Origin of the sequence: Pseudomonas fluorescens, assembly GCF_000730425.1 — a bacterium.
Classification (GTDB): domain Bacteria; phylum Pseudomonadota; class Gammaproteobacteria; order Pseudomonadales; family Pseudomonadaceae; genus Aquipseudomonas; species Aquipseudomonas fluorescens_X.
Genome location: NZ_CP008896.1, coordinates 5,067,363 through 5,091,800, shown reverse-complemented (window position 1 = coordinate 5,091,800; position 24,438 = coordinate 5,067,363). Strand labels below are relative to the sequence as shown.

The 24,438-nt window shown below is 61.6% G+C and carries 23 protein-coding genes and 1 pseudogene; 13 read left to right on the top strand and 11 right to left on the bottom strand.

Going from position 1 to position 24,438, the window contains the following annotated elements:
* Window positions 1-15: 15 nt before the first annotated feature.
* The 3 genes from HZ99_RS22790 to HZ99_RS22780 all read right to left on the bottom strand — a co-directional run bounded on the left by HZ99_RS22790 (window position 16) and on the right by HZ99_RS22780 (window position 4,825).
* Entirely contained in the window at window positions 16-2,049 is a 2,034-nt protein-coding gene (locus HZ99_RS22790; protein WP_038446253.1) for a c-type cytochrome, read from the bottom strand.
* A gap of 165 nt (window positions 2,050-2,214) precedes the next feature.
* On the bottom strand, window positions 2,215-3,822 hold the full coding sequence (locus HZ99_RS22785) for a 5-guanidino-2-oxopentanoate decarboxylase (protein WP_038446251.1): 1,608 nt from the start codon (window positions 3,820-3,822) through the stop codon (window positions 2,215-2,217).
* Between the two features lie 118 nt (window positions 3,823-3,940).
* Window positions 3,941-4,825, bottom strand: a complete 885-nt coding sequence (locus HZ99_RS22780) for a LysR substrate-binding domain-containing protein (RefSeq protein WP_038446249.1) — start codon at window positions 4,823-4,825, stop codon at window positions 3,941-3,943.
* Between the two features lie 110 nt (window positions 4,826-4,935).
* Between HZ99_RS22780 and HZ99_RS22775 the strand changes: the two genes are divergently transcribed.
* From HZ99_RS22775 to HZ99_RS22735, 9 genes are all read left to right on the top strand, one after another.
* Window positions 4,936-5,154 carry a hypothetical protein gene (locus tag HZ99_RS22775; protein WP_038446247.1) on the top strand — a complete coding sequence of 73 codons (219 nt, stop codon included), beginning with the start codon at window positions 4,936-4,938 and terminating at the stop codon, window positions 5,152-5,154.
* On the top strand, window positions 5,151-5,933 hold the full coding sequence (locus HZ99_RS22770; protein WP_038446245.1) for an ABC transporter ATP-binding protein: 783 nt from the start codon (window positions 5,151-5,153) through the stop codon (window positions 5,931-5,933). Before HZ99_RS22775 ends, HZ99_RS22770 begins: the two co-directional genes overlap by 4 nt.
* Before the next feature lie 47 nt (window positions 5,934-5,980).
* Window positions 5,981-6,754, top strand: coding sequence for a transporter substrate-binding domain-containing protein (locus HZ99_RS22765; RefSeq protein WP_038446243.1), 774 nt, complete (start codon window positions 5,981-5,983; stop codon window positions 6,752-6,754).
* An 18-nt stretch (window positions 6,755-6,772) separates the two neighbouring features.
* Complete coding sequence (locus HZ99_RS22760) at window positions 6,773-7,486, top strand: ABC transporter permease (protein WP_038446242.1); 714 nt, start codon at window positions 6,773-6,775, stop codon at window positions 7,484-7,486.
* 12 nt (window positions 7,487-7,498) lie between these two features.
* Window positions 7,499-8,188, top strand: coding sequence for an ABC transporter permease (locus HZ99_RS22755; protein ID WP_029300227.1), 690 nt, complete (start codon window positions 7,499-7,501; stop codon window positions 8,186-8,188).
* A gap of 21 nt (window positions 8,189-8,209) precedes the next feature.
* On the top strand, window positions 8,210-9,391 hold the full coding sequence (locus tag HZ99_RS22750) for a pyridoxal phosphate-dependent aminotransferase (protein ID WP_038446239.1): 1,182 nt from the start codon (window positions 8,210-8,212) through the stop codon (window positions 9,389-9,391).
* A 148-nt stretch (window positions 9,392-9,539) separates the two neighbouring features.
* Entirely contained in the window at window positions 9,540-11,276 is a 1,737-nt protein-coding gene (locus HZ99_RS22745; RefSeq protein WP_038446238.1) for an amidohydrolase, read from the top strand.
* Window positions 11,273-12,190: a CobW family GTP-binding protein gene (locus tag HZ99_RS22740; RefSeq protein ID WP_038446235.1), complete on the top strand. Its 918-nt coding sequence runs from the start codon at window positions 11,273-11,275 to the stop codon at window positions 12,188-12,190. The genes HZ99_RS22745 and HZ99_RS22740 overlap by 4 nt, the downstream gene beginning before the upstream one ends.
* A gap of 107 nt (window positions 12,191-12,297) precedes the next feature.
* Complete coding sequence (locus HZ99_RS22735; protein WP_038446233.1) at window positions 12,298-13,002, top strand: hypothetical protein; 705 nt, start codon at window positions 12,298-12,300, stop codon at window positions 13,000-13,002.
* A gap of 190 nt (window positions 13,003-13,192) precedes the next feature.
* Here HZ99_RS22735 and cyoE read toward each other — a convergent pair whose 3' ends face one another.
* Genes cyoE through cyoA form a run of 5 tightly spaced genes read right to left on the bottom strand, consistent with a single transcriptional unit; the run spans window position 13,193 to window position 18,017 of the window.
* Window positions 13,193-14,080 (bottom strand): heme o synthase, encoded by an 888-nt coding sequence (cyoE, locus tag HZ99_RS22730; RefSeq protein ID WP_029300217.1) that lies wholly within the window; start codon window positions 14,078-14,080, stop codon window positions 13,193-13,195.
* Between the two features lie 11 nt (window positions 14,081-14,091).
* A complete protein-coding gene (gene cyoD / locus HZ99_RS22725) occupies window positions 14,092-14,427 on the bottom strand; it encodes a cytochrome o ubiquinol oxidase subunit IV (RefSeq protein ID WP_038446231.1) in 336 nt (111 codons plus the stop codon).
* The gene (gene cyoC, locus HZ99_RS22720) at window positions 14,427-15,053 is read right to left on the bottom strand and encodes a cytochrome o ubiquinol oxidase subunit III (protein ID WP_038446230.1); all 627 of its coding nucleotides are present in this window, start codon (window positions 15,051-15,053) and stop codon (window positions 14,427-14,429) included. Before cyoC ends, cyoD begins: the two co-directional genes overlap by 1 nt.
* Before the next feature lie 3 nt (window positions 15,054-15,056).
* Entirely contained in the window at window positions 15,057-17,075 is a 2,019-nt protein-coding gene (gene cyoB, locus HZ99_RS22715) for a cytochrome o ubiquinol oxidase subunit I (protein ID WP_038446227.1), read from the bottom strand.
* 3 nt (window positions 17,076-17,078) lie between these two features.
* Window positions 17,079-18,017, bottom strand: a complete 939-nt coding sequence (gene cyoA, locus HZ99_RS22710) for a ubiquinol oxidase subunit II (RefSeq protein ID WP_029300208.1) — start codon at window positions 18,015-18,017, stop codon at window positions 17,079-17,081.
* A 27-nt stretch (window positions 18,018-18,044) separates the two neighbouring features.
* Here cyoA and HZ99_RS29450 point away from each other — a divergent pair.
* Window positions 18,045-18,259, top strand: a pseudogene (locus HZ99_RS29450) (hypothetical protein).
* A 98-nt stretch (window positions 18,260-18,357) separates the two neighbouring features.
* Window positions 18,358-18,645, top strand: a complete 288-nt coding sequence (locus HZ99_RS28795; RefSeq protein WP_144243188.1) for a hypothetical protein — start codon at window positions 18,358-18,360, stop codon at window positions 18,643-18,645.
* Window positions 18,646-18,812: 167 nt separating this feature from the next.
* Here the strand turns inward: HZ99_RS28795 and HZ99_RS22705 are convergent, their stop codons facing one another.
* Both HZ99_RS22705 and hmpA read right to left on the bottom strand, forming a co-directional pair.
* Window positions 18,813-19,319, bottom strand: coding sequence for a disulfide bond formation protein B (locus HZ99_RS22705; protein WP_038446225.1), 507 nt, complete (start codon window positions 19,317-19,319; stop codon window positions 18,813-18,815).
* A 219-nt stretch (window positions 19,320-19,538) separates the two neighbouring features.
* Complete coding sequence (hmpA, locus tag HZ99_RS22700) at window positions 19,539-20,720, bottom strand: NO-inducible flavohemoprotein (RefSeq protein ID WP_038446222.1); 1,182 nt, start codon at window positions 20,718-20,720, stop codon at window positions 19,539-19,541.
* A 155-nt stretch (window positions 20,721-20,875) separates the two neighbouring features.
* Here hmpA and norR point away from each other — a divergent pair, with 155 nt between their 5' ends.
* A complete protein-coding gene (gene norR, locus HZ99_RS22695; RefSeq protein ID WP_038446220.1) occupies window positions 20,876-22,417 on the top strand; it encodes a nitric oxide reductase transcriptional regulator NorR in 1,542 nt (513 codons plus the stop codon).
* 91 nt (window positions 22,418-22,508) lie between these two features.
* Here the strand turns inward: norR and HZ99_RS22690 are convergent, their stop codons facing one another.
* Complete coding sequence (locus tag HZ99_RS22690) at window positions 22,509-23,408, bottom strand: DMT family transporter (RefSeq protein ID WP_038446218.1); 900 nt, start codon at window positions 23,406-23,408, stop codon at window positions 22,509-22,511.
* A gap of 138 nt (window positions 23,409-23,546) precedes the next feature.
* On the opposite strand from HZ99_RS22690, the gene HZ99_RS22685 reads away from it, so the two are divergent.
* Window positions 23,547-24,431 carry a helix-turn-helix domain-containing protein gene (locus tag HZ99_RS22685; RefSeq protein WP_038446216.1) on the top strand — a complete coding sequence of 295 codons (885 nt, stop codon included), beginning with the start codon at window positions 23,547-23,549 and terminating at the stop codon, window positions 24,429-24,431.
* Window positions 24,432-24,438: the final 7 nt, after the last annotated feature.

Below are 24,438 nucleotides of genomic sequence, written 5' to 3'. Positions count from 1 at the left end.
GTTTTTGTTGGCCCGCTAGTAGCGGGCGTCTACCGGTTTACCGCCGTTGGGCCAGTCTTTGATCTTGTCCGGGAAGTCCGGGCGTGGTTTTTGCGAGAAGTAGGCCGCAACGTCCACCGCTTCCTGGTCCGACAGGCCGCCCTGGCCCAACGGGAACTTCTCGTGGAAACCGATGGGCATATTGCGTTTGACAAATGCGGCGGCGGTGTAGGTGCGGGCCATGCCAGCGCCGATATTGAAGGACTGCTCGCCCCACAACGGTGGGTACACCAACGTGCCGTCGGCACGGGCCAGGCCTTCGCCGTCGTTGCCGTGGCACACCGCGCATTGCTTGGTGTAGACCTGTTCGCCATTGGCCAGGTCGGGTTTGATGGCCGGGTCGACCTTGCCTACACCACGGCCGGGGACTTTATCCTCTGGCTTGGTGTTGTTTTTCATCCAGTCGAAGTACGCCACCATCGCCTGCATGTCCGCCGATTGTGGCGGTATCGGCTTGCCATTCATCGAGCGGCGAAAGCAACCGTTGATGCGCTCTTCAAGGCTCACCACCTTGCCAGCACGCGGGGCGTAGCTGGGGAAGAACGCCGAAACACCCACAAACGGTGAACCGTCAGCCACGGTGCCGGCGTTGAGATGGCAACTGGTGCAGTTCAGCGAGTTGCCCACATTGTCTGGCAGCAGTTCCTTGGTTTGCAGGTGCAGGCGCATGCCGCGTACCACCTGGTCGGCATTCGGCGCCGCCAGCAGGTTGGCCAGGCGCGGGGTATCGAAGGCCGAGGAGTCGGTGCTGACCGGGTTGAGCTGGTCACGCATTTTCTTCACCTGGGCGGTGCTGATCGCCGTGCCTTCGTTGCCCCAGCGCGTGCGCACAAAGCTGAGGATTTCCGCTATTTCGTTGTTCGCAAGCCTGGCAAAGCCCGGCATGGTGTAGACCCGTGGGTGGGCTGCGGTTTCGGCGGTTTCCCAACCAGTGAGGGTAATGTGCAGCAGTGAGGTCGGGTTGCCGGCAACCACGCCGGCGTTGCCGGCCAATGCCGGAAACAGGCCTTTGACGCCCCCGCCATCGCTGCGATGGCAATCACTGCAAAACTGCATATAGCCCAGGCCGCCACGGCTGGTGAACAAGTCGTTGGGCAGTTCGGCGGGGCCCTTGGCAACGGCCGGCATCGGCAGGTCATCCTTGCCCGGTGGCAGGGATTTCAGATACGTCGCAACCGCCGTCAGGTCGGCATCCGTGAAGTGCTGGGTGCTGTGGCGGATCACATCCACCATGTTGCCCGAGACCGTGGCAAAGCGGTTCTGCCCGGTCTTGAGCAGTTGCACGGTGTCTTGCACCGTCCACAGGTTGCGCAAACTCAAGGCGCGCCAATGCTCGACCGTTTCCCCGCCCAGGTAGTGCTCGCCGCTGCTGCCGGCGTCGCTCATGGCTTTTTCCTGGAACGCGATACCCCGCGGGGTGTGGCACGAGCCACAGTGGCCCAGGCCCTGGACCAGATAGGCACCCCGGTTGAGCACTGCATCCCGGGCCGGGTCGGGCTTGAACGGTTGTTTGTCGAGGAACATGAAATTCCACAACGCCAGGCCCCAGCGCTGGTTGAACGGGAAGCCCATGTCGGCTTCAAGGTTGGCCTGGCTCACCGGCTTGACCTCTTGCATCAGGTAGGCGAACAAGGCGCGCATGTCCTCTTCGCTCATCTTCGCGTAGGACGGATACGGCATGGCGGGGTACAGGTTCATGCCGGCCGGCGTCACCCCTTCACGCATCACGCGGTCGAACTGCTCGAAGGTGTAGTGACCGATCCCGGTCTCGCGATCCGGGGTGATGTTGCTGGAGTAGATCGTGCCCATGGGCGTGTTCAACTCCAGGCCACCCGCCATCTGCGGGCCTTGCTTGGCAGTGTGGCAGGCAATGCAGTCACCCAGTTGGGCAACGTATTTGCCCTGGGCGATCAGCTCGGTATCGGGTTTGGCGGGTTCGTTGGCGTGCAGGGGAAGCGCAAGACACAGCGTCGCCCCCATCAAGGCCAAGCGTGACAGAGAAAGGGCCATCGCATTATTCCTTTAATCACCTGGCCCGGGGGTTGGCCCTGGGTACAGGTTTGTCTTCGTTTTTATGAGGTCATCAGGCGGATAACCGGGGCTGGGTAAGCCCCGGTTGTGTTGTAGCGGATTTTCGAAAGTGGCCCGTTGATATGGATCAGGGCCGAGGGCGGTTCAGGCGTTTTGCAGGTATTGCGCGGCGTCGAGTTCGATCATCACCGGTTGACGGGTACCCGCCAGGGTTTGCAGCAAGGTGTGCAACGCCTGCGGGCTGTGGGCCGTGTGGTGGGCAACGTGGCAACTGCGGGCCATGGCGGCAAAGTCCGGGGTCATGATATCCACCCCCAGCGGCGTGATTTCCCGGGCCTGCATATAGTCACGGATCTCGCCGTAGCATTGGTTGTTCCACACCACCAGAATCACGCCGATGCCCGCCTCGCGGGCCGCAATCAGTTCGTTGCTGGCAAACTGCAGGCCGCCATCGCCGACCAGCGCCACCACCGCCCGCCCAGGCTTGGCCAGCTTGGCGCCGATAGCCGCCGGCAACCCGTAGCCGAGGGTGCCGTAACCTGTGCCGGCGTTGAACCAACTGTTGGCTGCCGGGGCCTGGTAGCCCACCGCGCCCTGGTACACCGGCTGGGTCGAATCACCGACGATCAGCGGGTCGACCAGGCTGTCGCGCAGCAGGTCCAGCAGGCCTTGCAAGCCCTGTTGCTTGGCATTCCAGCTTTCGCGTTCCAGGCGGTTGACCCGCTGCACACTGTCCTGCGCCCAACGCCCACTCGCGGCTGGTGGGCTGACTGCATCCAACAGCGCCTGCAACCCTTCGCGGGCATCGCCCACCAGCCCGACATGGGCACGTTGCACGCCCATGACCTGCATCGGGTCGATATCCAGGCGGATCAGCGGGGCCTTGAATTTCAGTGGGCCAAGGCCGAAGAAGTCGTAGTCGGTTTCTCCCAGTTCAGTGCCCACGGCAAGGATCACATCGGCTTCATCAAACAACGAGCGGCCATGCCTGGACGACTGCACGCCGTCCAGCAACAGCGGGTGGCCCATGGGCAATAAACCACGGGCATTGGTGGTCAGGGCCACCGGCGCTTGCAGGCGCTCGGCCAATTGCTGCAACACCTCGGCGCAGTCTCGGGCACCACCGCCGGCGAGGATCAGTGGTCGCCGCGCTTCATTGAGCAGCTTGAGCGCCGCCCGCAGCGAGGCCGGTGCCGGGGCGGGGGCGCCCGGCAGGCTGCGGGGCATCAGGTTGAGGTCGATGGCCGGCATGTCCAGCACATCCAGGGGGATTTCCAGATGCACCGGGCGCGGGCGCGCGCACTTGAAGACGGCAAAGGCCCGCGCCAGCAGTTCTGGCAATTGCTCCGGCGATTGCAGGGTATGGCTGAAAGCACACACGCCGGCGACCATCGCCCGTTGATCCGGCAGCTCGTGCAGATGCCCGTGGCCCAGGCGCAGATGGTCGCGGCGGTTGGTGGTGGAAATCACCAGCATCGGTACCGAGTCGGCATAGGCCTGGCCCATGGCGGTCAGCATATTGGTCATGCCGGGGCCGGTAATGATGAAACACACACCCGGCTTGCCGCTGGCGCGGGCGTAGCCGTCGGCCATGAAACCGGCGCCCTGTTCATGACGCGGGCTGACATGGCGCAGGCGGCCGCCGTGCAGGCCGCGGTAGAGTTCGACGGTATGGACGCCGGGGATGCCGAACACGGTATCTACCCCATAACCTTCCAGCAGGCGAACCAGGGACTGGGCGCAGGTGGTCATTGCTCATTTCCTTCTTATTGTTCTGTGTCGATTGGCCAGACCTTAGGGCGCACCCTGGGGGCGGACAAGCAAAAAATTTACCGGCCATTGGCAAAAAAAATTCACGGATTGCCGGGTGCTACAGCCCGCCACCCAACTGCGACTTCACCCACTCGCCAAACGCCTGCACCACGGGGCGCTCGACTTTCTGGTGATCGGCCACCAGGTAGTAGCCACGGTTGGATTCGATCTCGGTCTCGAACGGTCGCACCAGCAAGCCCCTGGCCAAGGCTTCACCGCTGATCAGGTTGTCGCCCATGGCAATGCCCTGGCTGGCGATGCACGCCGACTGCACAAAGTGCGCATCGGCAAACACGATGCCGCGCTGCACATCCACATTCGGCGCCCCGGCAGCGGCGAGCCACACGCGCCAGTCGGAGTAGTCGATCATATGCAGCAACGGCGCGCCGACCAGGTGTTCCGGGTTCTTCAGGCCGCCCATGGTGTTGACCAGGCGCGGGCTGCACACCGGGAAATAGCGCAGCGAGACGATCTTCTGCACATGCTGGTTTGGCCAGTCGCCCATGCCGTAGGCAATAAACAGGTCGGCGCCATGGTCGCTGGTGTCGTCCGGGGTGCGCGGGGAAATCAGGTGCAATTCGACCTGTGGATAAAGCGCCTGGAAGTCAGCGATATGGGTACACAGCCAATAGGTGGCAAACCCCGCCGGGCTGCTGATACACAGGCGCCCACTGACCTGTTGGCCGTCGAAACGCTGCCCGGCCTCAAGGATATTGGCCAGCAGCCCATGGATATCACGGGCATAGCGCTCGCCCTGCCAGGTGATGCGGATGTTACGCCCGGTGCGCTCGGTCAGGGCAAAGCCCAGGGTCTGTTCCAGGCTCTTGATCTGGTGGCTGATGGCGCTGGGGGTGAGGTTCAGCTCGGTGGCCGCCTCGGACACACTGCCCAGCCGGGCCACCGCATCGAGCGCGCGCAAGGCGGTCATGGAGGGGTAACGCATGGAGGTTCACCTGCTCAAAGATATCCGCACCATAGCCGCAATCGTGCGTCAGACATAGCCACCCGCACAGCGGACAGTTGAATTAAATTTCAAGATCGACGGAAAAATGCTTGATTGACCTCAAGTGGCCAGTGGCTATTCTCGATCCTCATCACAGCACGTCCAACCTACCTTTTGTAGGAGCCGGCTTGCCGGCGATGGTCGTCAACGATGACGTGGGCATTCTGGACAAGCGCGGTGTTCTTGCGTTTTTCGCTGGCAAGCCAGCTCCTGCTGGGGGCGGTGTTCAGGTTGATCAATTTACAAAAATAAAGAGGGATAACCCTTGAACCCAGTCACCCCGGTGGTCGCCATTGATGCTCTGCACAAGAGCTATGCCGCGCACCATGTTCTCAAAGGCATTTCCCTGCGCGCCAACGAAGGCGATGTGGTGTCGCTGATCGGCTCCAGCGGTTCGGGCAAAAGCACCCTGCTGCGTTGCATCAACCTGTTGGAAATCCCTTGCAGCGGCAGCCTGCGCATCAACGGTGAAGAAGTGCGTCTGAAAAAGGACCGCGCCGGCAACCCGCTGATCGCCGATCCCGACCAGGTGGCACGCCTGCGCACACAACTGGGCATGGTGTTCCAGAGCTTCAACCTGTGGCCCCACCGCACCGTGCTGGAAAATGTCATTGAGGCGCCGGTGTATGTGCTGGGTGAAGACCGCAAGGACGCCATCGCCCACGCCGAGCACCTGCTGGAGAAGGTCGGCCTGGCCAGCAAGCGCGATACCTTCCCTGCCTTCCTCTCCGGTGGCCAGCAACAGCGCGTGGCCATTGCCCGCGCCCTGGCCATGCGCCCCCGCGTGTTGCTGATGGATGAGCCGACCTCGGCCCTGGACCCGGAGCTGGTCGGCGAAGTGCTGAAGGTGATCCAGGGCATCGCCGAAGAAGGCCGCACCATGATCCTCGTCACCCACGAAATGGCGTTTGCCCGGGATGTATCGAGCAAGGTCATGTTTTTGCACCAGGGGCTGGTTGAAGAAGAAGGCACGCCACAACAAGTCTTCCAGAACCCCACCAGCGAGCGTTGCCGCCAGTTCGTCATGGCCCAGGACAATCGCGTTTGAACTGCCGCTTCCATCCTTCAAAACAATAACTTCGAAAGGGTCAAGCCATGCATAACACTCTCAAATCCCTCGCCGCCGGCTGCGTGCTCGCCGTGCTTTCCCACAGTGCAGTGGCCGCCGACAAAATCGTCTTCGGCATCGCCCTGGAACCCTACCCGCCGTTTTCCGAAAAAGCCGGCAATGGCGCCTGGAGCGGTTTCGAGCCGGACCTGATCAAGGCCCTGTGCGAACGGCTGCAAGCCCAATGCCCGCTCAAGGAAGTGTCCTGGGACGGGTTGATCCCGGCGCTGCAATCGAGCCAGATCGACGTGATCCTCAACTCCCTGAGCATCACTGAGGAGCGCGAGAAGGTCATCGCCTTCACCGCCCCGTACTACCAGACCCCGGCCATGTGGGTCGCCGACAAAAGCCAGGAACTGGTCACCACCCCCGCCGGGCTCAAGGGCAAGTTGATCGGCGTGCAGGGCTCGACCTCCAACGCCACCTACCTCAAGGCTTACTACGCCAAGGGCTCGACCCTGCGCTACTACAACACCCAGGACGACATGACCGCCGACATGCAAAGCGGGCGGATCGACGTGATGCTGGCCGACGCCCTGACCATCGAGCCGATGCTCAAGTCCGCTGCCGGCAGCGGCCTGGCCGACAAGGGCCTGGCGCCCAAAGACCCACTGTTCGGCTCCGGCATCGGCGCCGCCGTGCGCAAGGGTGACGACCGCCTGCGCGAGCAGCTCAACACCGCACTGGCGGCGATGAAAGCCGACGGCACCTACGACAAAATTCGCAGCCGCTATTTCAGCGTCGATATTTCCGCGCAATAACGTCCAACGGAACGCGCCATGATTTCTTTGTCCGAACTCACCCAGCTGTTCGTCGCCGACGGCTGGCTCACCGCCCTGCTCCAGGGGGCCGTGGTGACCTTGCAGATTTCCGCCGGGGCCTTCGTGCTGGGCCTGGGCATCGGCCTGCTGGTGGCCATGATCAAGCTCAAGGGCCCGCGCTGGATGGTGCGCCTGGCCAACCTCTACACCACGCTGTATCGCGCGGTGCCGGAGTTGCTGCTGATTTTGCTGCTGTACTACGCCGGCACCGACCTGCTGAACATGGCGATGGCCGCGATGGGCCGCGACAGCGTGACGGTCAACGGCTTTATCGCCGCCGTGCTGGTGCTTGGGATCGTGCAGGGCGCGTATTCGGCGGAGATCATTCGCGGCGCGATCCAGGCCATTCCCGTTGGCCAGCTGGAAGCGGCGCGAGCCTTCGGCATCGAGCGCTGGCTGCTGGTACGCCGGGTGTTGCTGCCGAGCATGTTGCCGTTTGCCATGGCCGGCCTGTCGAACCTGTGGCTGGTGCTGGTCAAGGACAGCGCGCTGATCAGCATTGTCGGCTACAGCGAGTTGCTCTCGGTGGGCAAGCAGGCGGCCGGCTCCACCAAGCACTACCTGGTGTTCTACCTGGCAGTGGCGGCGGTGTATTTCATCATCACCCTGATTTCCAACGGCGCCTTCCGGGTGTTCGAGCGACGGATCAACCGCTGGATGCCGCAGCACTAAGGAGCGCAGCTGATGGATTTTTCATGGATCAACAGTTTTGGCAACGAGCTGCTGCACGGCCTGGGTATCACCCTGAAGTTGCTGGCCTTGTCCGGGGTGTTCGGCTTCTTGCTGGCGGTGCTGGTTGCGCTGGGGCGCCTGTCGTCCAACCCGCTGATCAGTGCGCCGTTGCGCGCCTATACCGCTGTGTTCCGGGGCACGCCGCTGCTGGTGCAGATCTACATCCTGTATTACGGCGTGGGCAGCGTGTTTGCCAGCTACCCGCTGATTCGCGGCAGCTTCCTCTGGCCGTACTTGCGTGAAGGCTTCTGGTACGTGGCCCTGGCATTGATTCTGTGTGTCGGTGCCTATGTCGGCGAAGTGCTGCGCGGCGCTCTGCGTGCCGTGCCGCGAGGCGAGCTGGAAGCGGCACGGGCCTTCGGCATGAAGCGTCTGATGGTGCTGCGCCGGGTCTGGCTGCCACGGGCCCTGGAACTGGTGAAGCCGACGCTGGTGGGCGAAACCGTGCTGCTGCTCAAGGCCACCGCACTGGCCTCCACCGTCGCCGTCACCGACCTGCTCGGCGCCGCCAACCTGGTGCGTGCACAGACGCTGCGGGTGTACGAGCCTCTATTGGCGGTGGCGGTGATCTACATTGTCCTGGCGTTCGTGATCGAACACGTTTTCTCGCGCTGGGGCAAAGTCCCGCAGCGCCAGGCTTGAATCAATTTTAGGAGAACAAGGATGCGTTATTCACCGTTTGTCGAGCGCATTAGTGGCGAGTCCGTCAGCGCCTGGGATATTCACTACGCCGCCGTCGAAGCCCGTGGCCGTGGCGAAGATGTGATTGTGTTGAGCGTGGGCGACCCCGACTTCGCCACCGCCAGCGCCATTTGCGAAACCGCCGTCGATGCCCTGCGCGCCGGCGACACCCATTACACCCACGTCCTCGGCCGACCGGCCCTGCGCGAGGCGATTGCCGCCAAGCAAAGCCGCCTGCAAGGCATCGCTGTACACGCCGATAACGTGGCCCTGGTGGCCGGCGCGCAAAACGGCCTGTTCGCGACCTCGCTGTGCCTGTTCAGCCAGGGCGACGAAGTGCTGGTGCCGGAACCGATGTACCTGACTTATGAAGCGTGCATCCACGCTTCCGGTGCGCGCATCGCAACCATCGAGCAACCGGCGGCCAACGGTTTCCGCCTGACCCGCGCCGCCCTGGAAAAAGCCATTACCGCCAAGACCCGGGGCATTGCCCTGGCCACGCCCTGCAACCCCACCGGCAACGTCTACAGCCGTGAAGAGCTGGAACTGGTGGCCGACGTTGCGCGCGAGCATGACCTGTGGGTGATTTCCGATGAGGTCTACGGCCAGATCACTTACGACCAGCCGCACCTGAGCATTGCCTCGCTGCCGGGCATGGCCGAGCGCACCGTGGTGCTCAACAGCCTGTCGAAAACCCACGCCATGACCGGCTGGCGCGTGGGCTGGGTGGTGGCGCCGACCGCGTTGGTGGGCCACCTGGATAACCTGCTGCTGTGCATGCTGTATGGGTTGCCGGGGTTTATCCAGGAAGCGGCGATCAAGGCCCTGGAACTGGACGACGAGGTGGTCAGCGACGCGCGCACGGTGTATCGCCGCCGGCGTGACCTGGTAGTAGCGGGCCTCGGCGGCATTGCCGACCTCGATTGCCGGGTGCCGCAGGCCGGGATGTTCATGCTGGTGGACGTGCGCCGCACAGGGCTGTCGAGCATGGACTTTGCCTGGCAACTGTTCCGCGCCACCGGCGTCTCGGTGCTCGACGCCCAGGCGTTTGGCGCCAGTGCCGAGGGCTTTGTGCGCATCTCCTTTACCGTCGCCGACGACACCCTCAAAGACGCCTGCCAGCGCATTGCCGGGTTCGTCGAGGGCCTGAGAGCCAACCGTTGATGATGTGAACACTGGGATTGATGTGGGAGCTGGCTTGCCTGCGATAGCGGTATGCCAGCCACCCCATCAGTGACGGGTACACCGCTATCGCAGGCAAGCCAGCTCCCCCATTTGATCTTTGTTCGTCTTGAATATTGAGGTTCCCCCCGTGACCGCTTCCGACCAATTCACTTCCACCCACTCCGTTGTCGGCGAGCACGCTGACCTGGTGTTGCACCATGGCCGTTTCTACACCCTCGACCCAAACCAGCCATGGGCCGACGCGGTGGCGATTCGCGGGGGACGCTTTATCGCGGTGGGCACGCTCGCCAGCCTCCAGCACCTGATCGGCCCACAGACCCGCCAGCATGATCTCTTGGGTGCATTCTGCATGCCCGGCCTGCACGACATGCACACTCACCCCGACCTGGCCCTGGCCCCGCGCTACAGCGATGACCTGGACGTGGGCATCGAAGACCCCACCCCCGAACAACTGGCGGCGGCGATCCACGCCTATGCCGACGCCCACCCCGGCGATGGCTGGATCTACGGCCAATACTGGGTGCGCTACACCTTCCGCGAAGCCGGGCTGACGCCAGGTCGCGAATGGCTCGACAGCATCATGCCGGACCGCCCGGTGGCGCTGCTGGACCGCATGTGGGGCACCATGATGGTCAACTCCTGCGCCTTGAAGCTGGCGGGCATCGACCGCCACACCGCCGACCCACGCAATGGCTACATGGAGCGCGACGAACTCAGCGGCGAGCCCAACGGCCTGATGATCGACGGCGCCTACGCACTGATCCACGCCGCCATGCCGCCGACCCCGGTGGCGGTACTGCGCCGTGCCTATCGTGACGGCGTGCATTTCCAGAGCTCACGCGGTGTCACGGCGACCAAGTACGTGCACGTCTGCGAGCGGCGCCTGGACGCCCTCAAGGAACTGGACGACGCCGGCGAATTGAGCCTGCGCGTGGAGGCGGCCATCAGTTGGCAGGACGATATTTTCCCGGTACGCCGGCGCTGGGAATTGCTCGGCGGCGAGCGTCACTACTACCGCAGCGCACGGCTCAATGCCAACGCGGTGAAGTTCCACTTCGACGGCACCGTGGAACCCAAGTCGTCGTACCTGATGACGCCTTGGGCCGCCGACTCCACCTGGCGCGGCAAGCTCAACCTGACCCCGGAACACATCACCGACATGGTGGTGGACATGGACCGTCGCGGCCTGCGGGTGATCGCCCACTGCACCGGCGACGGCGCCTCCGATGTGTTCCTCGATGCGGTGGCCGAGGCGCGGCGCGTCAATGGCGACAGCGGCATTCGTCACCAATGCGCCCACAGCACGCTGCTGCATCCGGGCAACCTCAAGCGCTTCAAGGCGCTGAACGTGATCGCCGAGTTTTCCCCGGCAGCCTGGTACCCCACGCCCTTTGCCAGCGGTGCCCGCTCCGGTTATGGCGTCGAGCGCCTCAAGCGCATCTATGACTTCAAAGGCGTGCTGGCCGAAGGCGGCCTGGCGGTGATGGGCACCGACTGGCCGGTGGCCTCGATTGATCCGTGGCTGGCCCTGGAAACCATGGTCACCCGGCAGAACCCCTGGAACCAGGAGCCCGACTGCTTCGGCGAACCGATCACCCTGGAACAGGCGCTGCAAGTGGCAACCCTCAACGGCGCCCACGCCATGGGCCTGGAACATTCCACCGGCAGCCTGGAAGTGGGCAAATGCGCCGACCTGATCGTGATCGACCGTGACCTGTTCGCCCAGCCGGCGCGCAACTACATCCACCAGACCCAGGTGTTGCTGACCCTGGTCGACGGGCGGCCGGTGTACGACCGCCTCAATGCCTTTGAAGGCACGGCGCTGCAAGCCGTGTGGCAAGGCCTGCCGCCGGTGATCGAATGAATAGCGCGAGCATTGCCGTCACCGTCGTCTCGGGCTTTCTCGGCGCCGGCAAGACCACCCTGCTCAACCGCATCGCACAGCAGCCGCAACATGGGCGGATGGCGGTGATCGTGAATGACTTTGGCGAGCTGAATATCGATGCGGCGATCATTGCCGAAGTCACCGACGCGGTGTTCAGCCTGCAGAACGGCTGCATCTGCTGCACCGTGCAGGAAGACCTGCTGGCGCAACTGGTGAGCCTGAGCCAACTGCACCCACGCCTGGATCGCATCGTCATCGAGTGCAGCGGCGTGTCCGACCCCCAGCGCATTGTGCAGACCCTGGGTTATCCACAGCTCAAGGCGCACTTGCATCTGGATACGGTGATCACCCTGGTGGACGCCAGCGGCTATCGCGCTCTGGAAGGGGAATTCGCGCGCTTGTCCCGGGCCCAGGTGGCCTGCGCCGACCTGGTGCTGCTGAACAAGGCTGACCTGGTCAGCGCCGCCGAACTGCAAAGCCTGCGCACGGACATCGGTGCCCGTACGCGGGTGATCAGCACCGTCCAGGCGCAGATCCCCGACGCCCTGCTACTGGGCGAACGCAGCTCGCGCAATGGCCTGACGCCAGTGCCGGCGTCCCATCACGAGCTGTTTGAAAGCTGGACCTGGCAAGGCACCCAGGCCCTGCCGGCCAAGCCCCTGCGCGACTGGCTGGGGCAACTGCCCAAGGACGTGTTCCGCCTTAAAGGCCTGGTGCACTTGCAGGGCAACGATCAACCGTTCTGGTTGCAACATGTGGGTCACCGCAGCCAGTTCACCCTGGCGGGCGGCGAGCATGCGCAGGATTGCGCGCAACTGGTGTTTATCGCCCGGCGCGGCAGCGGGCTGCGGGAAACAATGGAGCGCCAATTGCAGGAGATGCAGAACCTGTAGACGCGCAGGACGATGAAGGCAGAGTGCCGCCTTGACCTTGCTACCCTGGCCCTTGAAAATGCCCGACGCTTTTTCGTCTCCCCGCTTACAGAAGTAGTGAAATTTCAATGTCTGATTCCCGTACCGAAGAATCCGTAGTCACCTTGCAGTCCAAAGCTGAATACGAAAACGCCATCAATCTTTCACAGCATGTGCCAGCGGCCAAGAACATCAGTGAAATGGTGCTGGATGCGTTCCATACCTCCAAGGAAAGCGACCAGATCCGCGAGTTGCGCGTGGCCATCCGCCAGGCCCACGACGCCTTTGACGATGACAAGGCCTACGACCTGATGGGCCAGCTCAAGCAGCTCAAGGACGCCGAAGCCGCCGACAACGCCGCCCTGGAAGACCTGAGCAGCCGGTTCTCGATCAGCCGTATCCTCTCCAGCTTCAAGGACGACCCAGAGTTCCAGGAACTGGTCTACGGCCTGGCGCTCAAGGTGCTGAACCAGACCCACCAGGCCATCAGCAACCCGAGCGCCGGCAAGGGCAAGGCCGCACGGGCGAAGAAGGAAGTGGAAGTGTTTGTGATCAGCAAGGACGGCATCAGCGTCACCCTGCCGTTGCGCACGCCGCGTTCCAAGCTCAATGTCGATCGCGAGGCCCTGGAGTTCCTTGGCTTCAGCTTTGTCGGTGAAGGCGATGAGGCCGAGCTTGAGAGCGAGACCTTTGTGGATAACTCCGGTGCCGAACAGCCTTTGACGCGCAAGAGCATCGTTACCGCGCTGCAGCAGCAGACAGCGTTTGACGGTTACAGCATCGCCCAGCAATAAGCCGCCACACCACCTCTCTAATGTGGGAGCGGGCTTGCTCGCGAAAGCGGTGCTTCAGCCGATACATGTGTTGGCTGACCCACTGCTTTCGCGAGCAAGCCCGCTCCCACATGGGGGCTGTGGTGTTTTCAGGCCGTACAAAAAAGCCCCGCTCTTCTGCCGAAGGCGGGGCTTTTCATTGCATCCCAACTCAGTGGGCGTAAGTCAGCAGCAACTCTTTCGGTACCTGGAAATCCAGGGACATCATCACGCTCAAGGCCGTGATGGTGAAGATCGAGAAGACGAACAATTTGCGCGCCCAGACCGTGTCATCCACAGCCTTGTAGCCGGTCCAGGCCATGTACAACCAGTACATGCCCATGGCGGCGGCGACGGCGAGGTAGCTCATGCCGGCGTAGCCACTGAAGGTCAACATCAAGGTCGCCACGAGGAAGGCCAGGATGTAGAGCAGGATGTGTTTCTTCGCCACCTGGATGCCACGTTTGACCGGCAGCACCGGTATCGAAGCCGCCAGGTAGTCGTTGAAACGGAAGATCGCAATGGCGTAGGAGTGCGGCATCTGCCACAGGCTGAACATCACCAGCAGCACCAGCGCAGCCATGTCGAAGCTATTGGTCACGGCCACATAACCAATCACCGGCGGCATCGCCCCCGACAGACTGCCCACCAGCGTGCCGTGAACCGACTTGCGCTTGAGGTACAGGCTGTAGAGGCCGACGTAGATGACAAAACCGATCACGGCAAACAACGCCGCCAGCGGATTGGCCACCGTGTACAGCAACGCCACGCCGGCAACACCGAGGACGGTCGCAAAGATCAGTGCCAGTTTCAGGGAGATAAGGCCCTGGACCAGCACACGATTCTTGGTGCGCTCCATCTTGATATCGATGTCACGGTCGATGCAGTTGTTGAACACGCAACCGGACGCCACAACAAGGGAAGTGCCGATCATTGCCGCCAGGAAGATGGCCAGATCGACATGCCCCTTGGAGGCCAGGAAGAAACCGCCTGCCACAGAAAGCACGTTACCGAAAATGATCCCCGGTTTGGTGATTTGGATAAAGTGCTTAAGCGACATCGGGTCTTACCTCACTTCGCCATCATGTAGGTGTGGATACTGAACATGATCCACAACGACAGGCCAACCAGCAGCACGATCACAATGGCCGTGAACACAAACGCAACCACGTTGTTACGCTGGGCCTGGGAACGGTCCAGGTGCAGGAAGTAATACAGGTGGACAACCACCTGGATCACCGCGAACAACAGCACGATGGCCAGCGTGGTGGCCTTCGGCAGGGTTGGGTACATCACCAGGCCAAACGGGATGATCGTCAGGATCACCGACAGGATGAAGCCGATAGCGTAAGACTTGACGCTGCCGTGGCTCGCATCATGGCTGTCATGGGAGGGTGCATTAGCCATTACAGGGTCCCCATCAAGTAGACAACGGTGAAGACGCAGATCCAGACCACGTCCAGGAAGTGCCAGAACAGGCTCAGGCAGCTCAGGCGGGTCTTGTTGGTCGACGTCAGGCCATGCTTGTTGACCTGGTACATCATGATCGCCATCCAGATCAGACCGGCGGTCACGTGCAGACCGTGGGTACCGACCAGGGTGAAGAACGCCGACAGGAAGCCGGAACGGCTAGGGCCGTAGCCTTCGGAGATCAGCAGGTGGAACTCGTTGATCTCCATGGCGATAAAGCCAAGGCCGAGCAGGAAGGTCAGGCCCAGCCACTTCAGCACGCCCGCCTTGTTGCCCCGGAAGAACGCCAGCATGGCGAAGCCGTAGGTGATCGAACTGAACAGCAGCAAGGCGGTTTCGCCCAGTACGTAATTCAGTTCGAAGATGTCGTGGCCCGACGGGCCACCCGCTACGTTGTTTACCAGTACCGCGTATACCGCAAAGATCGATGCAAACAGGATGCAGTCGGTCATCAGGTAGAGCCAGAAACCGTATACGGTCATCTCGCCCGAGTCGTGGTGATGGTCATCGTGCCCATGGTCATCGACATGGGCGTGTCCAGCATTGGTCACTAAGTTCGACATGGTTTAAGCCTGTTCCAACGAGGTTTCAACACGGTTGGCCGGAATCTTCTTCTCGGCTACCAGGCGAGCGTGCTGCTCGGCTTCGATGCGCTCGATCACGTCGACCGGCACCATGTAGCCTTGATCATCACGAGCCGCGTGGATCACGAAATAGATCACGGTGCCAGCCAGGCTTGCGATGGCCAGCCACCAGATGTGCCAGATCATCGCGAAACCGAATACCGTCAACAGAGCACCCATGACCACACCGGTGGCGGTGTTGTTAGGCATGTGGATCGGTTCGTAGCGCGCAGGTCGCTGGTACGCAGTACCGTCTTCCTTGGCTTCGGTGAACGGATCGATGGTCTCGGCCTTAGGCAGCACGGCAAAGTTGTAGAACGGAGGTGGCGACGAGGTCGACCATTCCAGGGTGTGTGCGTTCCATGGGTCGCCCGACACGCATTCGTTCTGCTTGCGGTCACGGATACTCACGTACAGCTGGATCAGCTGGCAGGCGATGCCGACAGCGATCATCAGCGCACCGAACATCGCAACGTACAGGTACGGCACCCACTCAGGGTTGGTGGTGGCGTTCAGGCGACGGGTCATGCCCATGAAGCCCAGTGCGTAGAGCGGCATGAAGGCGACGAAGAAGCCGGTGATCCAGAACCAGAATGCAGCCTTGCCCCAGCCTTCGTGCAGCTTGAAGCCGAACGCTTTCGGGAAGTAGAAGCTGAAACCTGCGATGTAGCCGAATACCGCACCACCGATGATCACGTTATGGAAGTGAGCGATCACGAACAGGCTGTTGTGCAGCACGAAGTCAGCACCCGGGATGGCCAGCAGTACGCCGGTCATGCCGCCGATGGCGAAGGTCACCATGAAGCCCAGGGTCCACAGAACCTGGCTGGTGATGCGCAGGCGGCCGTGGTAGATGGTGAACAGCCAGTTGAATAGCTTCACCCCCGTCGGGATCGAAATCAGCATCGTCGCCAGGCCGAAGAAGGCGTTGACGCTGGCCCCCGAACCCATGGTGAAGAAGTGGTGCAGCCAGACCATGAAGCCCAGCACCGAGATCGCGCCGGAAGCGTAGACCATCGAGTGGTGACCGAACAGGCGCTTGCCGGTAAAGGTCGAGATCACTTCGGAGAAGATACCGAACGCTGGCAGGATCAGGATGTACACCTCAGGGTGACCCCATGCCCAGAACAGGTTCACGTACATCATTGGATTGCCACCAAGTTCATTGGTGAAAATGTGGAAATCCATGTAACGGTCAAGCGTCAGCAGGGCCAGGGTAGCGGTCAGGATCGGGAACGAAGCCACGATCAGGACGTTGGCCCAGGTGCAGGTCCAGGTGAAGATCGGCATGTCCATCAGTTTCATGCCTGGGGTACGCATTTTCAGCACGGTGGCCAGGAAGTTGACCCCCGTCAGCGTCGTACCCAACCCGGATAGCTGTAGCGCCCAGATGTAGTAATCCATCCCCACGCCCGGACTGTATTGCAGCCCCGACAACGGCGGATAGGCAACCCAGCCGGTCTTGGCGAATTCGCCGACACCCAGGGACAGGTTGATCAGCACAACGCCGGAAACCAGGAGCCAGAAGCTCAGGGAGTTGAGGAACGGGAACGCAACGTCACGCGCACCGATCTGCAGCGGCACTGCCAGGTTCATCAGGCCAGTGAAGAAAGGCATCGCCATGAAGATGATCATGATCACACCGTGGGCGGTGAAGATCTGGTCATAGTGTTCAGGCGGCAGGTAGCCAGGCGAACCTTCGGTGGCCATGGCCAACTGGGTCCGCATCATGATGGCGTCGGCAAAACCACGCAGCAGCATGACCATGGCGACGATGATGTACATCACGCCGATTTTCTTGTGGTCGACCGACGTCAGCCACTCGGTCCACAGGTAGGTCCACTTCTTGAAGTAGGTGATTGCCGCAAACAGCGCCAGACCACCCAGCGCGATCATGGCGATGGTCACCATCACGATCGGCTCGTGGAATGGGACCGCGTCCCAACTTAATTTACCAAACATCGTTTACTCCTCTGCCCCGGCAGCTGAATGCGAATTTGCGTCCGTCCCTTCCACAGCAGCCACTTCTTTCTTCTCGTGCTTGACCGGCTTGCCTGGCTTCATCCCTTCATACTTATCGATGATTTTCTGAAACAGGTCCGGCGTGTACGAGGAGTACAGCTCTACAGGGTTGTTCTGGCTTGGCTTGGCAAGGGCTTCGTATTCAGCTTTTTCAAGCTGTTTTGGTGAGCTCTTGGCTTCTTGTACCCAGGCGTTGAAGTCTTCCTGGGTGGTGGCGATTGCTTTGAATTTCATGCCGGTAAAGCCCGCGCCACTGTAGTTGGCGGAGATACCGTCGAGTTCGGCGTTCTGGTTGGCAATCAGGTGCAGCTTGGTCTGCATGCCCGCCATCGCGTAGATCTGGCCGCCCAGGCCCGGGATGAAGAAGGAGTTCATCACCGCATCCGAGGTCACTTTGAAGTTGATCGGGGTGTTGGCCGGGAACACGATCTTGTTGACGGTGGCGATCCCTTGCTCGGGATAGATGAACAGCCACTTCCAGTCCAGCGCGACCACTTCGATGGTGATCGGCGGCACGTCGGATTCCAGCGGACGGTAAGGGTCCAGCTCATGGGTCGACTTATAGGTGATGTAACCCAGGGCGATGATGATGAGTACAGGTACCAGCCACACCGCGATCTCGATCTTGGTGGAGTGCGACCACTTCGGCGCGTAGGTCGCCTTGGTGTTGGACGCGCGGTATTTCCAGGCGAACGCGAAGGTCATCACGATCACCGGCACCACGACCAACAGCATCAGCAAGGTGGCAGTGATGATCAGGTTACGTTGTTCCACGCCGACCTGACCCACAGGGTCCAGCAGCGTCCAGTTGCAGCCTCCCAGCAATAACATGCCGAAAAGCGGCACTATGCCTAGTAATCGGGTGTACCTGTTTTTACTCATCTCACGACCTCTAAAGCAGCTTGCGCAATGCAGTTGGGTTTTGATCGCCAACACTTCACCCTGCCAAGGGTTGGCATTTCTCTTCGATTGAATAAGGGCCTGCCCGGCGCTTCATGCGCTGATCGACACGTCCAGGTCTGGCGGTGAATTCTTATTCGATTTCGTTGGTCAAAGGCCTTGTTACAGACCAATTCCATTTGGTGCGGATAGTTGAAAGGCTGCCGGCACCTGGGGTCGCATGAAGCAATGTTTTCGCCTCTCGACCGCCCTATTTGCTCAGGGTTGAGCAGCACCGGACACTCAGTGCGGGCGATTGTAGTTAGCTAGCGATGTATAAACCATGACTTATAAAGAAATAATTTTTATCGATTCCAGCAATAATCCTGCGCCATTGTTGCAAAGGTTCGGGATCGTATCGCGTTTGATTCTCAACAAAAACCACAAAAAATGCCGTGCTATTGCCCTTTCTGTCGCACCCTCTCCCCCCTCCCCGGCTCCGCAAACCCCAGGCAAGCCCTCTAAAAACAGGGCATTGGCAGACCAGCGCCAGTTCTGTAACGCACGCCGTTCGCGGCGCAGCCCCAAGCAGAAAGTGACAGGCAAATGCAACTGTGCAGAGGTGGATTAACCGGCAAAACCAGGGGTAGGAAGCCTCCTGCGGCACCTTCGGTGTGACAACGTGTCGCACACCAAGAGCGGTCAATCTTGTCCAGCGTCACAGTGCTTTCACAAAATGCCCACACACAAAAACGCCCCGGCCTGCATCAGCAGGACCGGGGCGTTTCCCGGGGCGATTTAAACTGCGCGCTTGCGATTACGGTAAATGCCCAGGGGCACCAGGATCACCGTCAGCACAAATGCCACCAGCGCCCATTGGGCCAGGGACAAGCCCAGCACCGGCGGGTAGGGTGTGCTGCAGAAACCATCGACCTGGAAGCCCAGGGGGAAGATCTTCGCCAGGGGCAGGTCATCGACAATCGGCTGCAGCACATCGACACCGCAACTGATGGCCGGATAGAACTGGGTATACACATGATGCCCGGCAGCCGCGACACCGCCCAGGGCACTGAGCACCACCAGCACTTCAAAGATCGTGACACTGCGCGGGGTGCGCATCGCCGCGCCCATAAAGGCGAACACTGCAATCAGCAACAAGGCATAACGCTGCAGGATGCACAGTGGGCAGGGTGCTTCGCCCAGCACTATTTGCATATAAAGCGCGCCACCGATCAGCGCCAGGCAGATGATCCCCAGCAACACCAGAAAGCGCCGCTCACGCCCCAACCGCATTTCGTCAATCATCCCCGTTTCCCTTTGCCTAATGATGGTTGTGCCAATGGCCGCAAGTTTACACGCAGGAGGTGAAAATTTAGCAGTAGGCAGGGGGATGTTAGACAGGGCCGGGTTAACCACACATTAATGTAGGAGCCGGCTTGCCGGCGATGAGGCCCGCAAGAACGGCTGTGTTCTTGCGGGTGCCATCGCCGGCAAGCCGGCTCCTACAGGGACAGGTGAGAGAGGTTACTCCAGCGCCGCCGCAGGCCCGAAGAACTCATACCGGCTCTGCTTTTCAGGCACGCCGAGGGCCTTGAGGTGACGCTTGATCGCACTCATAAAGCCCTTCGGCCCGAGGAAGTAGGCATCCACGTCACGCTCCTCAGGCAACCACGCGGCCAGTTGCTCCTGGGTCAGCATGCCGAGCTTGTCCGCCGCAGGGCTGATGCCATCATCCTCGGCATAGCAGTAGAAGCGCTTCAATTGCGGATGACGCGCAGCCAGGGCATCGACCCAGTCGCGAAACGCGTGAACACCGCCATTGCGCGCGCAATGGATAAAGTGCACCGGACGCTCGGTCGCCAGAGCGGCTTCCAGCATCGGCAGGGTTGGCGTGATGCCCACGCCGCCACTGATCAGCACCAGGGGTTTGTCGCTCGGCACCAGGATGAATTCCCCCGATGGTGGGAACAGGTCGATGCTCGCGCCCACGTGCATCTGGTCATGCAGGTAATTGGACACCCGCCCGCCCGCTTCGCGCTTGACGCTGATGCGGTACAGGCCCGAATCCGTGCGCGCCGACAATGAATAGTTACGGCGCACTTCTTCGCCGTTGAGGATCACTTTCATACCGATGTACTGGCCGGGCTCGGCAGCGAGGATCGGGCCGTTGTCCACAGGAGCAAAGTACAAGGAGACAATTTCATTGCTCTCTTCCACGCGCTTGACCAGCATAAACGGCCGCGCCCCCCGCCAGCCGCCAACGGCCTGGGCTTTTTCATCGTAGATGGCGCTCTCGGCACCGATCAGGATATCCGCCAGTTGGCCATAGGCCGCGCCCCATGCGCTCATCACTTCAGGGGTGGCGATTTCGTCGCCCAGCACCTCGGAAATCGCCCGCAGCAGGCAACTGCCGACAATCGGGTAGTGTTCCGGCAGGATTTGCAGGGCCACGTGCTTGTTGATGATCTTGGCCACCAGGTCGCCCAACTGATCCAACTGGTCAATATGCCGGGCGTACATCAGCACGCCGTTGGCCAGGGCGCGGGGCTGGTCGCCGCTGGCCTGGTGGGCCTGGTTGAACAGCGGGCGCACCTCGGGGTATTCGGACAGCATCATGCGGTAGAAGTGGGTGATCAGGGCTTCGCCACCACTTTCCAGCAGCGGCACAGTGGACTTGACGATGGCACGGTCTTGAACGCTAAGCATGGGAGACTCCTGAGCTTTTTGGGCTTCTGAATAACTACCCTATGACAATCAGTATTCATGCCAATTAATAACTCCTTATTTATCAGTCACTTAATTAAAAAATAGTCAAAATGACTTCCTACATCGTATAGTCACAAGGACTACAAGGAGTCATTATGACTGCACATTCCCTGCTCACCACCCTGCTGCCGCTGGTGGCCGACCTGTCCCGCGAACTGCCAGAAGGCGAGCGCTACCGGCGCCTGCTGCAAGCCATGCGTACCCTGTTGCCCTGCGACGCCGCTGCCCTGTTGCGCCTGGACGGCGAGTGGCTGGTGCCACTGGCGGTGGATGGCTTGAGCCCGGATACCTTGGGCCGGCGCTTCAAGATCAGCGAGCACCCGCGCTTTGAAGTGCTGCTCAGTGGCCCCGGCCCGACCCGCTTCGACAGCGACAGCGAACTGCCCGACCCCTACGACGGTTTGGTCGATGGCCTGCACGGGCATCTCGAAGTCCACGACTGCATGGGCTGCCCGCTGTTTGTCGACGATCGCCCCTGGGGCCTGCTGACCCTGGATGCCCTGGACACCGAACGCTTCGAGCGCGTCGAGCTGGATGCCTTGCAGGCCTTTGCCAGCCTCGCCGCCGCCACGGTCAATGTGGCCGAACGCATCGAGCACCTGGCCTTGCGGGCCGAGGACGAGCACCAGCGCGCAGAAATCTATCGCCAGGCCAGCGGCCAGCAGCACAAGGAAATGATCGGCCAGAGCAAGACCCACAAGCGCCTGGTGGAAGAAATCAAACTGGTGGGCGGCAGCGACCTGACCGTGTTGATCACCGGCGAAACCGGGGTCGGCAAGGAACTGGTGGCCCAGGCCATCCACTCCGCCTCGCCCCGCTCAGAGAAACCGCTGATCAGCCTCAACTGCGCAGCCTTGCCAGAAACCCTGGTGGAGAGCGAGCTGTTCGGCCACGTGCGCGGCGCGTTTACCGGTGCGCTGAATGAACGGCGGGGCAAGTTCGAACTGGCCAATGGCGGCACCTTGTTCCTCGATGAAGTGGGCGAATTGTCGCTGACAGTCCAGGCCAAGCTGTTGCGGGTTTTGCAAAGCGGGCAGTTGCAGCGGCTGGGCTCGGACAAGGAACATCAAGTGGACGTGCGCCTGATCGCCGCCACCAACCGCGACCTGGCTGAAGAAGTGCGCAATGGCCGTTACCGCGCCGACTTCTATCACCGCCTGAGCGTGTACCCGCTGCAAGTCCCGGCCTTGCGTGAACGCGGGCGCGATGTGTTGCTGCTGGCAGGTTTCTTCCTTGAGCAGAACCGCTCACGCATGGGCCTGGGCAGCCTGCGCCTGACCAGTGATGCCCAGGCGGCGTTGCTGGCTTATGGCTGGCCCGGGAATGTGCGCGAACTGGAACACTTGATCGGCCGCAGCGCGTTGAAAGCCCTGGGCAATTGCCGGGAACGGCCGAAGATCCTCAGCCTTGGCGCCAAGGACCTGGACCTGCCCAACGAGTATGCACCGCTGATAGAAGAGCCTGCCGAGATCGCGATAGTGACTGGCGACCTGCGCCAGGCCACCGAACACTATCAGCGGCAAGTCATCGGTGCCTGCCTGGAGCGCCACCAGCACAACTGGGCCAGCGCCGCCCGTGAACTGGGCCTGGACCGCGCCAACCTGGGGCGCATGGCCAAGCGCCTGGGCCTGAAATAACCCCCTGTAGGCGCCGGCTTGCCGGCGATGGCATCCGAAAGCTCAGCACAAACCTTAGGGCCTCATCGCCGGCAAGCCGGCGCCTACAGGGTCACGCGGGTTTCAGCGCTGACAGGCGGGCACTTGCGGGCTTACGGAACACCAACACATTCCCCAGCATCACCAGCACCAACCCGGCCAACGCCGGAGCCGTCCACTGGTAGCCCTCGACCAGCGCCGACACGTTCAGCGCCACCACCGGGAACAACACCGTGCAATACGCCGCCCGCTCCGGGCCCATGCGGCCAACCAGGGTCAGGTACGCGGTAAAGCCGATCACCGAGCCCGGGATCACCAGATACAACAACGAGCCGATATAGCGGGTGTTCCATTCCATATCAAATGGAATGCCCTGGATCACGCAGTACAGCGCCAGCATCGACGCGCCGTAAGCCATGCCCCAGGCATTGGTGGTCAAGGGCCGCAGCCCGGCTTTCTGTTGCAGGCTCGACAGCATGTTGCCCGCCGAGAAACACATCGTCCCCAACAACGCCAGGCCCAGGCCCAACAGCGTCTCGGGGCTGGCGGTATGCCCGACCAGTTCCGGCCAGAACAGCAAGCCCAGGCCCAGCAAACCGAGGCCACCGCCCAGCAATACATTGCGGGCGACTTTCTGGCCGAAGAACACCCGGGCATTCAGCGCATTCCACAACGTCGCGGTGGAGAACACCACGGCCACCAGGCCACTGGGGATCCACTGGCTGGCCGTGAGGAAGCACATGAAGTTCACGCAAAACAGACACAAGCCCTGCGCCAGGCAGATCAGGTGCCCACGGCGGTTCATGACCTGCAATTTACGGCTGAGCAGCAGCAACACAAACAGCACCAACGCCGCCAGGCCGAAGCGATAGACGATGGAAACCGGAATCGCCACCACGCCCAACTGCCATTTGAGGGCAATCCAGGTCGTGCCCCAGATCAGCACGGTCAATAAGTACAGGGATAGGTTCATGGCGCACTCCGGTGGTTGAGCCACAGTGTGGCCCTGTCCGGCTGCCAGGCACTTGCAGATTCTTGCGCTTTTGTCGGCCCGAGGGATCACAGCCCCCGTCGCCGGGAGTAGGATGCAAGGCGTCGATGAGAACGAACTATGCCAACCCTGGAAACCCTGCAAGTCTTTCAAGCCCTCAACCGCTCGCCCAACGCTCGCCTGGAGCTAAGCGCCGAGCTGGGTGACGGCTTGTCTGCAGCTTTGTGGAGCAACCACCATGACGCCCAGGACTACGAGGCCCCCAGCCATCACACCCTGTCCTGCTACGTGGGCGGTGGCACCGAGACATTTCGTCGTGGCCAGCCCGGCACCAAGGGCGGCCCCGACAAACTGTGCATTTTGCCCGCCGAGCATCAGTCGGCCTGGGTGATCAACGGCGAAATCCGCCTGGCCCATGTGTATTTCAGCGCGGAGCAGTTTGCCTTGGGGTGCGTCACCCTGCTGGACCGCGAACCCCGGGCGCTGCAACTGCGCGAAAGCACGTTCCTGGAAGACCCGCAGCAGGCCCGGCGCTTTCACCGGTTGATCGGCCTGAACTGGCAGGAACCTGCCGAACGCCTGCTGACCAGCAGCCTGGCCCATGAAATGCTCAGCCACACCCTGCTCAGCCAGGTTGGCCTGCGCGAAGGCTTGCGGCTCAAGGGCGGGTTGGCCGCGCACCAGCGCCGGCAGTTGGTGGAATACATCGACCAGCAACTGGCGGAGCCGATCAGCCTGGGGCAACTGGCGGGGTTGTGTGCGTTGTCGGAGTATCACTTTGCACGGATGTTTCGCGAAAGCTTTGGCCTGCCGCCTCATCAATATGTACTGGCTCGCCGCCTGGCACGGGCCCAGGCCATGTTGCGCAGCGGATCACTGGCGTTGGGCGAGATTGCCCTGGCGTGCGGGTTTTCCAGTGCCAGCCACTTTGCCAACCGGTTCCGCCAGGCGATGGGGGCGACACCGGGGGAATACCGGCAGGCGTTCCAACCCCACACCCTGTAGGAGCGAG